16 protein-coding genes are annotated in these 16,352 nt (G+C 35.9%); 6 read left to right on the top strand and 10 right to left on the bottom strand.

The features are described 5' to 3' along the window. Positions 1–2: 2 nt before the first annotated feature. The 5 genes from ACQ76T_RS01775 to ACQ76T_RS01755 are packed head-to-tail and all read right to left on the bottom strand — an operon-like array spanning position 3 to position 5,921. Positions 3–776, bottom strand: a complete 774-nt coding sequence (locus ACQ76T_RS01775) for a heme ABC transporter ATP-binding protein (protein WP_431341638.1) — start codon at positions 774–776, stop codon at positions 3–5. Next, on the bottom strand, positions 776–1,816 hold the full coding sequence (locus tag ACQ76T_RS01770) for a FecCD family ABC transporter permease (protein ID WP_431341637.1): 1,041 nt from the start codon (positions 1,814–1,816) through the stop codon (positions 776–778). The genes ACQ76T_RS01775 and ACQ76T_RS01770 overlap by 1 nt, the downstream gene beginning before the upstream one ends. Continuing rightward, complete coding sequence (locus tag ACQ76T_RS01765) at positions 1,800–2,678, bottom strand: heme/hemin ABC transporter substrate-binding protein (RefSeq protein WP_431341636.1); 879 nt, start codon at positions 2,676–2,678, stop codon at positions 1,800–1,802. Before ACQ76T_RS01765 ends, ACQ76T_RS01770 begins: the two co-directional genes overlap by 17 nt. A gap of 31 nt (positions 2,679–2,709) precedes the next feature. Beyond that, positions 2,710–3,795, bottom strand: a complete 1,086-nt coding sequence (locus ACQ76T_RS01760; protein ID WP_431341635.1) for an HmuY family protein — start codon at positions 3,793–3,795, stop codon at positions 2,710–2,712. A gap of 11 nt (positions 3,796–3,806) precedes the next feature. Then, complete coding sequence (locus ACQ76T_RS01755) at positions 3,807–5,921, bottom strand: TonB-dependent receptor plug domain-containing protein (RefSeq protein ID WP_431341634.1); 2,115 nt, start codon at positions 5,919–5,921, stop codon at positions 3,807–3,809. Between the two features lie 93 nt (positions 5,922–6,014). On the opposite strand from ACQ76T_RS01755, the gene ACQ76T_RS01750 reads away from it, so the two are divergent. Beyond that, entirely contained in the window at positions 6,015–6,827 is an 813-nt protein-coding gene (locus ACQ76T_RS01750; protein WP_431341633.1) for a T9SS type A sorting domain-containing protein, read from the top strand. Positions 6,828–7,099: 272 nt separating this feature from the next. Beyond that, complete coding sequence (locus ACQ76T_RS01745) at positions 7,100–8,386, top strand: T9SS type A sorting domain-containing protein (RefSeq protein ID WP_431341632.1); 1,287 nt, start codon at positions 7,100–7,102, stop codon at positions 8,384–8,386. 126 nt (positions 8,387–8,512) lie between these two features. Here the strand turns inward: ACQ76T_RS01745 and ACQ76T_RS01740 are convergent, their stop codons facing one another. The 3 genes from ACQ76T_RS01740 to ACQ76T_RS01730 form a co-directional block, all read right to left on the bottom strand. Beyond that, complete coding sequence (locus ACQ76T_RS01740; RefSeq protein WP_431341631.1) at positions 8,513–8,803, bottom strand: putative quinol monooxygenase; 291 nt, start codon at positions 8,801–8,803, stop codon at positions 8,513–8,515. Between the two features lie 88 nt (positions 8,804–8,891). Beyond that, a complete protein-coding gene (locus tag ACQ76T_RS01735) occupies positions 8,892–9,779 on the bottom strand; it encodes a sulfite exporter TauE/SafE family protein (protein ID WP_431341630.1) in 888 nt (295 codons plus the stop codon). A 132-nt stretch (positions 9,780–9,911) separates the two neighbouring features. Continuing rightward, positions 9,912–10,319, bottom strand: a complete 408-nt coding sequence (locus tag ACQ76T_RS01730) for an RrF2 family transcriptional regulator (RefSeq protein WP_431341629.1) — start codon at positions 10,317–10,319, stop codon at positions 9,912–9,914. A gap of 261 nt (positions 10,320–10,580) precedes the next feature. On the opposite strand from ACQ76T_RS01730, the gene ACQ76T_RS01725 reads away from it, so the two are divergent. The 3 genes from ACQ76T_RS01725 to ACQ76T_RS01715 all read left to right on the top strand — a co-directional run bounded on the left by ACQ76T_RS01725 (position 10,581) and on the right by ACQ76T_RS01715 (position 12,614). Continuing rightward, a complete protein-coding gene (locus ACQ76T_RS01725) occupies positions 10,581–11,009 on the top strand; it encodes a DUF4268 domain-containing protein (protein ID WP_431341628.1) in 429 nt (142 codons plus the stop codon). 109 nt (positions 11,010–11,118) lie between these two features. Continuing rightward, complete coding sequence (locus tag ACQ76T_RS01720; protein WP_431341627.1) at positions 11,119–11,757, top strand: hypothetical protein; 639 nt, start codon at positions 11,119–11,121, stop codon at positions 11,755–11,757. Positions 11,758–11,795: 38 nt separating this feature from the next. Continuing rightward, on the top strand, positions 11,796–12,614 hold the full coding sequence (locus ACQ76T_RS01715; protein WP_431341626.1) for a DUF2314 domain-containing protein: 819 nt from the start codon (positions 11,796–11,798) through the stop codon (positions 12,612–12,614). A gap of 54 nt (positions 12,615–12,668) precedes the next feature. On the opposite strand, the gene ACQ76T_RS01710 is transcribed toward ACQ76T_RS01715, so the two are convergent. Continuing rightward, positions 12,669–14,066 (bottom strand): phosphatidylinositol-specific phospholipase C, encoded by a 1,398-nt coding sequence (locus ACQ76T_RS01710; protein WP_431341625.1) that lies wholly within the window; start codon positions 14,064–14,066, stop codon positions 12,669–12,671. 200 nt (positions 14,067–14,266) lie between these two features. On the opposite strand from ACQ76T_RS01710, the gene ACQ76T_RS01705 reads away from it, so the two are divergent. Further along, entirely contained in the window at positions 14,267–14,638 is a 372-nt protein-coding gene (locus ACQ76T_RS01705) for a helix-turn-helix domain-containing protein (protein ID WP_431341624.1), read from the top strand. Positions 14,639–14,681: 43 nt separating this feature from the next. Here the strand turns inward: ACQ76T_RS01705 and gldG are convergent, their stop codons facing one another. After that, positions 14,682–16,352: a gliding motility-associated ABC transporter substrate-binding protein GldG gene (gene gldG / locus ACQ76T_RS01700; protein ID WP_431341623.1), complete on the bottom strand. Its 1,671-nt coding sequence runs from the start codon at positions 16,350–16,352 to the stop codon at positions 14,682–14,684.

Genomic DNA, 16,352 nt, shown 5'->3' with positions numbered 1-16,352 from the left:
GGTTATCCAAAAATGATCATTGGGTTATTAGTAATAGGGTGTCCACAGATGGTGCAGGGAAAGTTATAGGCTTCGCTTATATTTTCTGCTGTAAAGACTTCCTGCGGGGTTCCATACGCGGAAACTCTACCTGATTTCATGAGTAAAATTTTGTCTGCAAACTGTGCGGCAAGGTTCAGGTCATGTAAAACGACAATGGCACTGTTTGCTTTTTGGGTAAATTTTTTGATGATTTCCAGCGCTTTGTACTGATGTTTGATGTCCAGATTGTTCAAAGGTTCATCCAGAAAAACCAGCTTATGGGCAATATCATTTTCAAGCTGTGCCATTACTCTTGAAAGGTGTACACGTTGTTTTTCACCTCCTGAAAGGGTGTTGTATTCTCTTTCTTTAAGATGAAAAATATCTGTTTCGTACATCATATTATTCATGGCTTCAAGGTCTTCTTTTCCCGGCTGAGCATCGAAGTAGGGATATCTTCCCATCATGACCACATCTTTTACTTCCAGTGGAATGTCGTTGCTGTTGTGTTGAGAAAATTTAGCTTTATGCTTTGAGAGTTCTTTTACATCCCAGTCCTGAATAGGTTTATCTTTCAATAAAACATTCTGTTTTCCCGTCTTTACTTCATTTGCCAAAACACTCAGAAGGCTTGACTTTCCTGCTCCGTTGGGACCTACAATGGCTAAAAATTCACCATATTCTAAAGAGACATCTACCCCATCCAGAATACGGAATTCTTTATGTTTATAATTAATCTGATGTGCTTTGATCATTACAGTGACTTTTTAAATTTAACCAGAATAGCAATAAAAATAGGCCCTCCCATTAAAGCAGTCAGAATTCCGATCGGCAATTCTGAAGGTTCTACAATGCTTCTGCTGAATGTATCTGCCGTTAAGAGTAAAATACTTCCACATAAGGCTGATAAAGGCAGAATAAAGGTATAATTGGATTTGAACAAAAGTCTTAAAATATAAGGTACAATAAGGCCTACAAAACCAATAGTTCCTGAAAATGCCACACAACTTCCCACCATCAATGCTACCATGATAATGATCTGCTTCTTCAGTCTTTCTACATTAATTCCTAAATGCTGTGCATCTTTTTCTCCCAACATCATGGCATTCAGAGCTTTTCCTTTTGGAAGCAGAATGATGTAAGCAATCGCTAAAACAATGGCTAGAATGATATTCTTCGTCCATGTTGCTGCAGCAAGGCTTCCGAGGTTCCAGAATGTTAAATCTCTCAATTGTTCGTCTTTGGAAATATAAATCAGGAAACCTGTAATAGAGAAACCAATGGCTGTAATGGCAACTCCTGTAAGCAGCATCATTACAACATTTGTTTTTCCTCCGGCAGTAGAAATTCTGTATACCAGCATCATTGATAAAAAGGATCCTATAAAAGCAGAAATTCCCACCAGTGAAAATTGTACTGCCTCAGGAAGATATTGTTTGAAATGTCCTCCTAAAACAATCGCAATTGCAGCGAGTAGTGTTGCTCCTGATGTAAGTCCTATTAAATCTCCTGTTGCCAGGGGATTCTTGAAAAGTCCCTGAAGACTTGTTCCTGAAACCGCCAACATACTTCCTATTAAGATAGCCATGATAATTCTGGCTGCCCGTACATCCCAAACTACATATTTATCACTTAATGATAATCCGGAATCTCCCTGTATTACTTTTCCTAAAACTTCAAATGCAGATTTACCACCAAAGTCGTAAACACCTGTATTAATAGACCATACTGCTATAAGGGCAAGCAGTATGGTACATATTGTCATGTAAAAGTATAATTTACTTTGTGCTTTCAACTAATAATTTGTTTAATCCTACTGCTGCTTCTCCTAGTCTTGGTCCGAAACCTGATATTAAACCTCCGTCCATTGCGATGATTTTCTTATTCTTACCCGCGTTGGTCTGGGAAACTCCCGGCATTTTAAGTGCGCCTTCGTTTCCACCAGCTCCCTGTAGGCCTGATTCGAAGAAGAATAGTACATCTGGGTTAGCTTTTACCACAGCTTCAGGAGTTAATGGTTTGAAATCTTCAAAATCGTTCACAGCGTTTTCTCCTCCTGCAAGGTTGATCAATGCTGCCATCGGTGTATTTTTACCTGAAACCATCAGCATATTTCCTCTGGCATAGATGAATAATACTTTAGGCTTTTTAGCAATGGGCTGAATTTGTTTAAGATCAGTATCAATCTTATCATTCAGTTTCTGATAGTCTGTATTTCCGATCGCTTTTGCGACTTGTTCAATAAGTTTTTTGGTACCGTCTACAGTATATTCCTGTTTGAAAACGTCTACTTTAATTCCTGAGGATTTAATTTTACCCAATAGTTCAGGGTTCAAGTCTTTATCTGACGCTAAAACTAAAGTTGGGCTTACTGCCATGATAGGTTCTATCGTAATTGATCTTACGTGTCCTAAGTTTTTGGCAGTAGATTTTAATGATTCCGGGTATGTACTGGTAACGTCTGTTCCTACAATTTCTTTTTCGTGACCTAAAGCGCTTACGATTTCTGTAATTCCGCCGTTTAAGGTTACTATTTTATTATTGCTTTTCGGAGCTTCAGAAGTTGCTTCGGTTGTATTTTCTTTCGTTGTTCCTTCTGTCTTTTTGCATGAGTATACTGCAATAAGAACAGAAGCTGCAAGGATGAATTTTTTCATGATATACTATTATTGATTTCTTAAATTGATATTAAAATAAAGGTTTATATTCAAACTGCGGGAATCCACGTTCACCTTTTTCGCTCGTAAGTCTTGTAAATCTCAGTTTAAAGTAATATCCTTCCGCATCCTTGATCACATAGAAAACATTTCCTTTCACCTGATATCCATCTGGTCCTACTTCTCTCCAGTTTCCACCAATTACTCGCTGATCATTGTAAACAAATTTCGTTTTATCAACATCGGAAAGCTTAAAGTTCGTAAATGCCTCTGCTCCTGTTGTTGTTCCTGTTACTTTTACTTCATAAGCTCCAGCTCCTCCCAGGTTATTAAGCATTGTAAAGTCTGCATAGATATAACTTCCTGCTCCTGCAATTGAATTAACAAATACTGAGAAACAAATATCCCAATTTTTCTTCTCCGGCTGTACAGTAACTGTTGTATTATTTTTCAAGCTGTAGAAACTATAATTGTACGCTGCATTTTTATTGATAATTACCTCTTTATGATCAGTAGCATTAAGTTCTGCATATTTTACTTTATAGGCATCTCCCTGTCTTACCACCTGTACCTTCATCCAACCTCTGGCATCACCTCCTGTAGTAACCGTACCTAAAGGAATTGTTCCTGTAAAAACGCTTTTACCCATATTAACCAGATAAATAGGGTTATCAGCTTCATTTGCTTTAATTCCATCTATTGCAGTGTAACCAGATGGAAAGTTTCCAGTAACATCATCTATATAAATGGTATTGGCCGGATTAAAGTTAGCTACCTGTACCTGATTCATTAAGGCAGTAACGTCTGATTCCTTCACTAAGTCTATGTTGGTTGCATTGGCAATTTTCCCGGCACCCATCGCAATGGATGGATTCAGAATCACTTTAAATTCACTTCCTGAATAAAAACCAAGGTCCCAATCTGTTCTTTTGGTAACCATCTGAGTATTGGTTCCCAGATCGAACCACACCTGATTAGGCTGGCTAGGTCCTCCTACGGTAGGATCAACTACATAACCATCTGTTTTAGGTATTGCTATTGGATCTTCATTATCATTGATGCAAGACTGAGATATAAATGATACACCTATTAAAAGATAAACCAGTATTTTTTTCATTTTTTTAAATTTTAGAAGTTATAACTTACTCTGGCAAAATAACTTCTGCCATAGAACAAATTAGAATTTGGATCTCCGGCACCGTGAGCCGTACCAGGAATTGTAGTATCACTAACTGATGATATGTCAAAGATATTTTTAACCCCCGCGCTTACTTCAAGATGTCTATTGAAGAAAGGCTGTGAAACCACAAAATCCATCATATTAAAGTCTCCTCTTTTTCCTACTTCATAATAAGGGTTGGCAAGATCCGGAACGAGAACATATACCTGTTGCGCTCCTACATATCTGTAGAATAACGAGAAGTTGGTATTGACTTTAGGTAAAGTATAGCTCCCCGCAATTTTTCCTTCAAATGTGTAGAAGAAATCAGTAGGTGAAGTTATTGTTCCTGAAGATAATTCTTTTGAAATTCCGTAATAGGAAGCATTTGCAGATAAAGTAAACTGATCTTTTTGAGCATTAAAATTAGCTTCCAATATATAAGACCTGAACTTATCTATGTTGATATATTGATATTTTAAAGGCTGTAAATTAATAATTGATTCTTCAATTCTGTTTTTCACCTTCATATAAGTAGCACTTGCTCCTACTTTCAGGTTCCATCCCGAAGAAGTATTGATTTTTCTATCGGCATTTAATGAGGCGGTAAAACCTTCCTCAGGTTTTAGGTTTTCATTTCCACGGATATCGTGATTACTGTCTACGAAATAAGTATACAATTCGTCAAAATTGGGAAATCTATTGGCACTTCCTACCACCAAACGAATATTTGTTGATTCATTCGCTTTTCCTCTTACCGTTAAGGAGTAATTATGCTGTGTATCAAATTTATCACTTACCGCAAGACGGTATCCGGGACGAACGGATAACCATTTTGTAGCATTCCATTCTGCAGAAATGAAATTGGCATAGTTAAATATCTTTCTTTGAACATTGTTTCCAGCAAAGTTTCCGGCAATAGATCCGGCATAACCCGATGTATGATCTAATTCGTACCCTAACTGGAAATCAATTTTCTCATTATTCAGGAAATTACTGAAAACTCCTCTCGAATAGATAACATCTGCTTTATTATACGACTGGTACTCATTCTTATCACCTCTCACCTGACGGTTTGGAATGTCATACATGAAATCTCTGTATTTTCTGTCCTGAGTCTGGTAAGAAAAATCTCCTGTATAGTTGATGGGTCCAAGTTTGGTCTGTATATTAAGCTGGTTCAAATATCTTCTGGTAAGATAATCACGATCTGTGGAAACATATGTTCTGTTTCCTTCTCCCAAATATATCTCTCCTACAATAGGACTGTAAAAATTAAGTTTTTCATCTACAAAACCAAACTTATAGAAAATAGAGGTTTTATTTTTGGAGTATCTTACAATACCATCCACATTTAGAACATCTTTAGGTTGCCATAGATATCCTCTTTTTTTATCCTGACCAAAATATTTATATCCTTCCTGAGTTCCTTTGAATCCCTGAAAGTCGTTATGGTTAATATTGGCTCCTACGTACCAGTGCTCATCAATATTATACCCTATGTTTAATGTTTGTACGTGCCTTCCCTCTCCTTTTTTGTATAAATTATACTCTTTTCCTACGGTTTCTTCCTGTACAGAAGCATTCAGAGTCAGTTTTTTATTACTATTTTTCTTTGTTATAATATTAATAACTCCTGCCACCGCGTTGCTACCATAGTCTACCCCCATAGACCCTCTTACGATTTCAATACGGTCAACATTATTGATATTAATTTTAGTAAGGTCTATATTATTTCCTAAACCAATATCTCCAACTACTGGAATATTATCTATAAGAATTTTAGTATACTCCCCGCCAAGTCCTAAAAGACTTGCTGTTGAGTTTCCCGAATTACGGTCTGATGTAATAAGAACATTTAAACTTTGATTCAGAACGTCGGCTACATTGGTAGCAGCCATCCTTTTAATTTGTTCTGCATCAATGACTTCAACTTTATAGATCGATTTATTTATAGATTGCTGAGTATATTGCCCTGTAACGACAACTTCTTCTATTTTCTTCTGATTAAGAGAATCTTTTTCTTGTGCATTCATCCAAAAGGCAATGGATAATGATAGAACGGAAAGCACCTTCTTCTTCATAGAGTAAAAATTTTGGCAAATATAATGCTTTATTTAGAATAGTTAAAAATTAATACTTATTTTTGTGGAATAATTCTAAATAAAAATAATATCATGAGATTAAAACTACTTTTAGGAACATTAATGTTTACGGCTTTCACAGCAAATGCACAAGTATCGTCTATAAACGAAAATTTTAATTCATTTACTACAGGTACAGGTTCATTGCCTCAAAATGGATGGAGTACAGTAATTCCTGCTTCATCAAATCCAAATAACCCGAGCTGGGTACCTATGCTTACTGTTGAGCCTGCTGCTGGAAATAACTTTGTTCAAGCTTACTCGTTCTTTGCAGGAAGTAAAGCTTTTTATCTGATCACTCCACAAATTGTTGCTCCAACAGGAACTCAGACTTTATCATTCAGTTCAGCACTTATTGGAGGTACTCCCGGTGGAACCGGTACTCTTGAAGTAGGTCTTGTCGCAAGCCCTACCGATATGTCTACCTTTACTCCTATCGGTACTGTTGTGAACCTTACTTCAAGCACAGATGCTACTACAACATTTAACGTACAGCAATCTGCTTACCAGTATATTGCATTTAAGTTTACAGCATCTACTGTTCACGTAGCATTGCGTTTGGATGATGTGGTATTAACTTCTGCTTCTACACTAGGAGTAACAGATAATGCTAAAAAGAAAGACAATGTTCAATTTGCTGTTAATTCAGAAAATACAGCATTAGAGTTTGTTTCGGTGAAGGCTCCAAAAAGCATTCAGATCTACTCTGCTACAGGGCAAAAAGCTACTGAAGGGAAACTTAACGGACAAAGATTTGATATCAGTACGCTTCAAACAGGAGTATATTATGTTCTTATTGAAACGGCTGAAGGAGCTGTTATCCAATCTAAGTTTATTAAAAAGTAAAATTTATTAGACTATTATATGCCTTTATAGATCCGGCTGGAAGTTTCCAGCCGGATCTTTTTTATAGAATAATGATCCAACTTATTGAAGGTCGAAATGCAATACATAGATCTCTCCATCACTTAAAAATACCTTATATCTAGCCATACATCGATATTGAAACTATGAATTCAAAATAAAACCAGATAAAAATCATGTTTTTATTTAGAATCATTAAAAATAATTATATACTTTTGTAGAATAATTCTAAATAAGGATTTAAAAAATAAATTATGAAAACAAAACTATTTTTGGCTTCGATGTTTGCCCTTACTGTTCAACAGACTGTTATAGCGCAAACTGATGCATTAGGGTATACGCAAGTAAATATGACTATGGGAAGTGGATACCAAAACCGTGTATTTGTTAATCTGGCAGATGGCAACATGATCTCTCAGCCAGCCAATAGCTGGGATGTAGCTTTTTATAGAAATTCAAACTATGCTTTTGGATCAAGAATCAATGATGCAAAGGAAATTAAAGTGTATACAGCGTCATCCAACCTTGCAGACTGGGATAATATCAATATAACTAATGAATCCTCATGGGGTGCTCCTCTATATAATCCAGATCAGACCACGGACTGGAGTCAGGGAGCTTTCGAACAAGGCCCCATCACAGATCCTTTCCTACCTTCTACAGGATGGGGAGTATATAATACTACCAGTCACCATATTGATGGAAAAGCTATTTTTGTTTTAAAATATCCTTCAGGGACCTATATTAAATTCGCTATTCAGGATGCATTTGCCGGGTATACTTTCAAGTATTCGAAATGGAACGGAAGTTCATGGGGGGCTACTGAAACCCGCACTATTGCGAATGGAGCAGACGATGCTTATTTCAACTATTTTTCTTTTGACACCGGTGCGAAAGTTCCCAATATGGAGCCCTCAAAAACGGCGTGGGACCTGATGTTTACGAAATATTTTACCTTCTATATGGGAATACAGATGTATCCACTTTCCGGAGCAATCCAGAGTCCTAATATCAAAGTAGCCAAAGTGCAGCCTGAAACGAAGGAAACAGCGTCTTATACTGTTCCTGCTGATGCAAGCTTTTCATCTGCTATTACTACGGTAGGTCACTCATGGAAAGGAATCGGAAATGTTTATAATGATGTGGTTTATTATGTTAAAAAAGGCAGTGACTACTATAGAATGTACTTCACAACCAATGGTGGAGCAACTACAGGAGACATGTATTTCAAATATAAAAAAATCACTGAAACTCTAGGTATTACAGAGGTTGGTAAAAAAGCTTCTTTCGGAATTTACCCTAACCCGACTACAGCAGACAAGAAAGTGACTGTTTTATTTGATGTTAAAGAAAAAGCAAGCAACAAAGGGAATGTGGAGGTGTATGATCTTACCGGAAAACAGGTCTACACTGCAGAATTATCTAATCAGACAGGATTCTACAAGCAGGATTTAAACCTGTCTCACCTTAGCTCAGGGAATTACCTTGTAAAAATCACTTACGGTGGCAACACGGAAACGAAAAAGCTCATCGTGAAATAAACAATTTTTTTTAATACTTTCTATTTTTTCTAATAAAAAGGCGGTTTCAGATTGTTGAAACCGCCTTTTATATATTCAAAAAAAATAAAGATTCACAATAATCATTTTGAATCTTTATAAATTATACTAGTAAATTTTAAAACCCTTATAAACTTCAATAGAGCTTTCCATCATCTTGGAAGCGTCTTTTCGGAAGTCCAAAAGGTGATCCTGTCCGTTATGCATGTTATGATGATCCACACTTTCCCATAGTTCGATCAGGAAGAAAGTTCCCTTATTATCTTTATCTTCAATAAGATCATACTGCAGGCAGCCTTCTTCTTTTCTTGTTTCTTTCACAAGTTTCTGAAAAAGCTCCACTGCTTCCATCAGATAATTTTCATTAAACTTAAAAAGTGCAATGATATGTAAATTCATGTTCTAATATTTAGTAGTGTAAAAGTAAAATATTTTCAAAACCAAATATCTTTTTCGTGCTTTTATTTTTAAATACCTGATGATATTTTTAATTAAAAACTGATTTATAAATAGTTATAGAACTCATTACAATAACCAATGTGCCGATAATCACAAACATTTTCTTCACTGGAAGCTTAGCAGTTAGCATTGCAGAAAAGGGAGCAGTAATAATTCCTCCTATCAAAAGACCTAAAATAATATTCCAATGTTGAATTCCGAGTGTAAAGAAGAAGGTAACCGTAGCAGTAATGGTCAGGATAAACTTGGCAACAGTAGAACTTCCAACGGCAAATCTGGGGGTAAATGCGTTTTTAATTAAAGTTCCGGTTACCAACGGTCCCCAGCCCCCTCCTGCAAATGAATCTATAAAACCTCCGATCACGCCAAGCCTTGTCAGATTGGTTTTCTTTTTCAATGCTTTACTTTGTTTTTTCTTAAAAGCATTAGAAAGTATTTGTATTCCAAGATACAAGGTGTAAAATGCAATTAAAGTTTTTGTAATTTTAGCATAATACTCTCCAAAATAAGTCAGGGAAACCGCTCCTATAATAGCTCCGATTACTCCCGGAATGGCCAGCTTTTTTACTAAGTTCTTGCTTACATTTTTAAGTTTAACATGGCTTATACTTCCAGCAGCTGTAGTAAAACTTTCTGCAGAATGAATACTTGCACTCACAATATGCGGAGGAATGTTAAGAAGCATCAGTGTGGTTGTACAAATTACTCCGTATCCCATTCCCATAGATCCTGCAACGATTTCGGCAAATACTCCCACCAAAAGCATCCAGTAGAAAATATAATGATCTTTTGCCAGAATATTCAGAAGCTCATCAAGGTATCCCAATTCATACATAGAGAAAACAGCAGTCCCCAAAATTGCAGCAGTGATAAAAAGTACATTAAGCCTTACCTGAATCTTTCTTGAAATTACCATAAATAATATCGTTTCGGTGTATTTGTATCTTCATTCAGAATGAAAGCATTCCTGTTTGAAGCATTGCAAATATCTGATAAAATAATTATCCTACCAAAAAGATAGACTACTAATTCAAAAAAAAGGATCAGGTCAGTCCACCAGATCCATTAAAGTTTTTTTCTCTAAAATATTCAAAGAAGCATCCCGAACTTCAATCAAAACGTCATGTAATCCGCAGTGATCCTCATTACAGTCTTCACATTTTTCGTAAAAATTAAGACTTACACAAGGGAGCATGGCTATAGGACCGTTTACAAGGCGAATAATCTTAGCAAGTTTTACATTTTCAGGATTTTCTTTTAAAAAATATCCTCCTCCTTTTCCTTTTTTACTGTCTAGAATGTCCGCTTTTTTCAGTTCAAGCAGGATGTTTTCCAAAAACTTTAAAGGAATCTTTTTGTGTTCCGCAATTTCGGAAATAAGAACAGGCCCTTCATTTCTTTTTTCTACAAGATATGAAAGTGCCTTAAACGCATATTGAGATTTTTTTGAAAGCATTACAGCAAAAATAAGAAAATTGTTTAATATTTGAAAAAAGGAGAAATTCCTGAAAGCTAATAAAGCAAAAGAAGAGATGAATAAAGATTTAAAAGAGGCTAATCAGATGGGCTAATAAAGTGAAAATGGCTTGATATTTCCAAAATCATTTTTCAAAAAATGTAAAATTCTTGACCTTCTCAGAATATCTTTTCAGTCTACTCAACTCTTTATCTTTTCCGCTATTTTGCCTTTTTCCTATTAAATCATTAAGTTTGTGCTATGTTCAGTAAACAAGAAGCGCAACAGCTAAAAAAGGACTTTTGGACAGCTTTTGGAAAATCTTTTCCAAGGAAATGGATTCTCTATGATACCAAAGTCAAGGATATGGCATTCAAATTTTCGGTAGATAACAAAAAAGCAGAAGTTTCATTAGATATAGAAATGAAAGATGAAATCTTCAGGAATGCTTATTATGAAAAGATCTGGTCACTGGAAGATATTCTGAAAGATTTTATTGGAGAATTTCACAAAGAAGAGCATTTCAGCCTGGAGAATGGAAAGATAATCAGCAGAATATGGGTACAAAAGCCTGGAGTTTCTGTGTTTAATAAAAATACATGGCAGGAAATTTTTGAATTCTTTTATGATAAAATGAATGGATTTGAAATGTTTTATTACGAATATGAGGATTTTATAAAGGACGTTTAATATTATTACGAAAATAATACTCAATTACAGTTAGGATTAAGAGAAAAAAGAAACTTATCTTTGCTATACCACTTAAACTAATAAATGAAACTAACTAACGTGATTAAAAATGAGAAAAGTGTACAAAAACATTTTTGGAGAAATTATCTCCAAAAGCAATGCTGTGAAACTAAACGAGTATCATCTGTATTATTATGAAAGCAACACAGATGTACTGAAGGAAATTGAATTCATCAGTGAAGACAGCATATACAACATCAATTATTTCCTAAACGATAATGACGATGAAGAGCAAATACTGGATTACCTGAAAGAAAAATCCGATTTTTTCGATATCGAAAAAAGAGAAACGGCCGAAGGATATATTATTTCTACCAATAAACTGTATTCTTTGTCTGTAGATGACCTTCCCCTCATCTCCAAAACTGTTTTTACAATAGATGATTCCGAGAACTTCATCTGTTCCCAGGTTATCGACAACGAAACAACAAAACCACAACTTGAAAAAACCGTAAAATGCTGGTATACTACAGATGAAAACGGAGAAAAATATGCAGCTATAGAATGCAGCTATCAGGAAGACGGAAAACTGGAACTTGCCATTGATAAAACTTCCGACCCTGAACATGAAGAAAACTGGACCCATTATGATTATGACACCTTCCAGGAACTACAGGATAAATTACCTATAGACATCAGCTATTATAAAACGGCAGCACTATTGCCCAAGGAAGCTTATCAGCAATAAATAAACTCCTTTTAATCACCTAATCACAATCTATTACTATGGAAGAAAATCCTATTTTCTTTGCGGATGGAAACGATCCGGAAATGATAAAAGCCTATCAAAAAGCACAGGAAACCTTTAAATATTTCTGGCGTGAACAGTCGTGGGAATACAGAAGAATTATCCCTGGACTTAATGTTGCCTGCGTGAAAACTCTTTTCGAGGAACAGGACGAAGAAACCGGTGAAAATCTCGCGGAACATATGTGGATCAACGAAGTTTCCTTTGATGGTGACCACGTAAAGGGATACCTGATCAATGAGCCTAATAGTCTTAAGAATATACAGATTGGTGATTATGTAGAAATCCCTCTGAGCCACCTGACAGATTGGCTTTTTGCTATTACTCCAAGTACTCCAAAACCTAAAGGCCTTTCCAAACTTTTCTCTTCCTCATCTCCTTCGCTTCCCAAAGCCTATGGAGGGTTTACCATTCAAAAAATGCGTGCCGATATGTCAGAAGCTGAAAGAAAAGATCATGATAATGCCTGGCAGCTTGATTTTGGAGACTACAATGATATTCATGTGGTTAATCAACAGGGAGAATATCCTGAAAACCTCATTGAGCATCCGATGAGCAAAAATATGAAAGATGAATTTGTCAAATTCTTGCAGCAATATCCTGAAGAAATTGCAAATGTTGATGAGGATGGATTAACGCTTTTACACCGGGAAACTATCGCCGGGAATCTTACCATTGTACAGGCCGCTTTGAATGCAGGAGCTGACAAAAGCATACTATCCGGAAAAGGTAAAACAGCTTTAGATTATGCGAAGGCATTTAAATGGGAACATATTATCCCTGTTTTAGAAGATTAAAAGATCACTGATCATATATAAAAAAGAGAAACGCGAGGTTTCTCTTTTTTATTTTTAGTGGTTTGATTGAATAATATTTCCTACCAGCCCATTTTCAATAGGGTTTCCACCGCCATTATTATAGAAATCAAGGGGAATAATTCCCAAACGTCTTTGTCCAGAATAATTGGTATACTGCTTCAACCATGGATTCATCGCAGGATCTACCCCTATTCCACCCCAGGCATATTGATAAGGAGTATGATGGAATGCCCCAAAAGCAATACTATTGAAACTTACGTATAAGATCGATTCATTTTCAGACCCTTTTTTTAGGGCTTTCTCCAGGTTTTCCTGTACGAATTTTACTTTTTTGTGCGTGTCATAGCTTTGATAATTATCTTCTATATAGAACTTCTGCCCCAATGAATTTTTAGTTTCAAAGCTTTTATCATCTTCCCACGGGCCAAATCTAACTCCAACTTTATTCTTATCTATTCCTGAATTTCCCGTATTCAGATCAAACCTGTAAAAAAACACAATTTTACCTCTTACCTGTCCCAATTCGGGAATTGTATTCCCCTGATAATACAGACCATTATATTTTTTAAGATAATAAATAAAGTTTTCAGAGATATCCTGACCGCTTTTTTCATTGTTCACACACATCAAAATGTTTTCGGAAGGATGATCTCTCAGAAATTGCTGACTGGCGTTTAATACTTCACCAAAGGTAACATCGCATGAAATAATTCCATGATACAAGCTCAAAGGATCTGAAGAATTGGAGGCATTCACCAATCGGATATCCAGAAAACGAATCCCATCTTCAAGCTGCTGCCTGATATCATAATTCTGGCAGCGGGCTCCGAAAGCGGCCGAAGAAATTTTATAAGTACCGGAATCATGCGTTCCGGGAATGCTCAATGCCTTCAGTGAAGTACTCTGATTAACCTTACTCATCCATTCTGAAGCATTGATATTCATATAAAACTCGTTGACTCCCGACACAGAAACATTGCATTTGAAAGTGATATTCTGATCTGTCTCCAAAATATAGATTCCGGAAATCTTTTTCAGATTCCTGCTTCCAATCCACCAGTTGTTCTCCGATTTTGAATTATGTCCCTGCCCGATTTGGATGTCGCGCAGTTCACAATGTCTGTTATGATAATCAAACGTTAAAGTACAGGTAAAGGCAAAATTCAGCTTACCAGGCAGCGCATCATTAGAACTGCATCCAATGGCATTGCCACCAGATATTTTACTTTTAAACCACTGTGCAACGGTATCAGTACCATGTCTTCCTGCCTGAACATCTATTTCCCAAGTATTGCCCGACTTCTGAATGATATCCGCTGTATTTTCCCAAGGTTCTCCTGAAGAAATACTATGATCGGTAATTACGATCCGTACATTACTTACTCCTTCCATCATATGAAGGAGAAACCTATTGTGTTGTTTCGTTGGCATAATCGTATGATTTTGTGATATTTATTTACACTTCCCCTACAAAACTAGAGAGAAACAAAAGATGCTCCTAGCGTAGAAATACGGATTTTAGAGAATAGGTGTTTCTGGAAAGGAACCACTATTTTTTTATATTTGTATATGGTAATGATAAAAAAATCATTTTCTTTATATTTGTACAAAGACACAAATAAAAAGTCATTATGGAAAAGCTAAGAAGTATAAGAAAACAAAGAGGTTATACCCAAGAATATATGTCTAAAATCATTGCAACAGACGTATCTAATTATTCCCGAAAGGAGAATGATGAAGTAAGAATATATGATGATGAGTGGGAAAAGCTAGCTAAGGCACTCGATGTTCCTGTAGAAGAAATAAAAGAGGAAAGAAAAACAGCAGTAGTGCACAACAATCATGATAACACCACTTTTAATGACAATGCTGGTAGTTATTTTAACCATTTCCATAGTATTCCTGATTCTATTGTAGAAAATTTACAGAGTTATATCAAGGTTTTGCAAGAACAAGTGGAAACTTTGAAAGAAGAGAATAGAAAATTGAAGTCTAAAAGATAAAAACTAAAACTATAAAAAGAGAAGCTTTTGCTTCTCTTTTTATTTATCCAAATTTTTTCTTTCTCAACCAGAAGAACAATCCTCCAATCAACCCTATAATTACCAGTGGAAGCAATAAATTCAGCCACTGCCAATTGGTTTTCTCTTCGGTGATTCTGTGTCTGTCGAGAAGTCTTTCTTCAATGTTTCTGTTTCTCAGTTCCATCAGATTACTGTCATCCAAAAGGTAATCTAAAGCATTTCTAAGGAACTGTTCGTTTCCAAACTGCTCGTTAGTCAATAAATCTACTCCTAATGGAAGTGGTTTTCCTTTAATCACTTTGTTTCTTCCCACATCTCCATCAGCAATAACGATCATTTTATTTTCCGGACTTGATTCTTTGAATCCAGGGTAAGATTTTCTTTCAATTCTTGAAGCATAAGCAGAATTAAACTTTCCTTCCAATGCTACAGCAAAGATTTTTGGAGTACTTGGTTTTTCCATTTGTCCAAGACTGTCTACACTGGCAATTTCTTTCAGATCCACATAATTTGGCACCTGCTTCAACAAAGTTCTCTCACTGGATTCGAAAAGGACTTTTGTTTTGATATTCTTTCTTCCACCTAGTGTATCGATAGAAGTCGGGAATTCAAATTTTACAGGATTGATATTTTTAGTGATCGGATTATTGTTTTCAGCAATTCCCAGCGGATAATATGGCCAAGGTAAACTTGTATATTGTGGATTTCCGCTTACTTCCCCTGTAACTAGTCTTAAAAGAGCAAATTTTTTCACATCTTTTACCAAAGCAGGATTGATTCTTATTCCGTAATTGAAAAAGAAGTCGGTCATATTAAGGTCAACCGGGAAAGGCATTACTTTTTTGGCTCTTGTAAGCGTATCCATTTCAGCATTTACCGCATCAATCATCCAAAGAGTTTTACCTCCGTTCATGATGTATTGGTCAAGAATTACTTTTTCATTGTCTGTAAAAGCTTTTCTGGGTTTTGCAATAACTAAAGCGCTCATCTGCTTCAAAAGCGGAATATCTTCCAATGAGAGCTCAGTTTGATTTTTAGGAATAATAGGTCCGGCGTCATAGTTTTCCATGGCAAGATGCACGAATCCCTGGAATTCATCCGGGCTCAGCTCATCATGATTGACCAAAATTCCTATTTTCTTTTTCTTATCAGATGCAATATTTTTGATGTTGGAAACCAGGTTGTATTCCAATCCTTCGATCGATCTCGTAAGCTGCTGATCTGCATCGATACCAGCCTGTTGCACAACCAACGGAATAGAAACTCCATTATTTCCATGTTTGATCACGGCATAAGGAAAAAGAGTAATCTGAGAGATCTTTCCATCTTTTACATCCGGAAGAATTGAAGGTTGCATTCCCATCGCCATCAAAGTATCCTGAGACATTTTTGTCTTGATAGGATCGATGAATTTAAAATCAATTTTAGGATTGATCTTTCTGAACTCTTCCAACATAAATTTGGTTTCACTTTGAAGCTGTTTAAAGCTTGCCGGAAAGTCGCCTTCAAGATATACATCTACTGTTAGTGGTTTTTTAACAGATTCCAGTACCTTTACTGTACTCTCAGAAAGGGTATATCTTTTTTCTTTTGTTAAGTCTAATCTGATTCCTGAATATACCAGGATAATAACTAAGGGAATAATTACAAATAAGAAAATTCCCAGTGGAGATTTAGCATTGATCTTCTTCAT

The sequence above is a fragment of the Chryseobacterium sp. JK1 genome (assembly GCF_050632815.1).
GTDB lineage: Bacteria > Bacteroidota > Bacteroidia > Flavobacteriales > Weeksellaceae > Chryseobacterium.
This window is presented reverse-complemented; position numbering and strand designations above follow the sequence as displayed.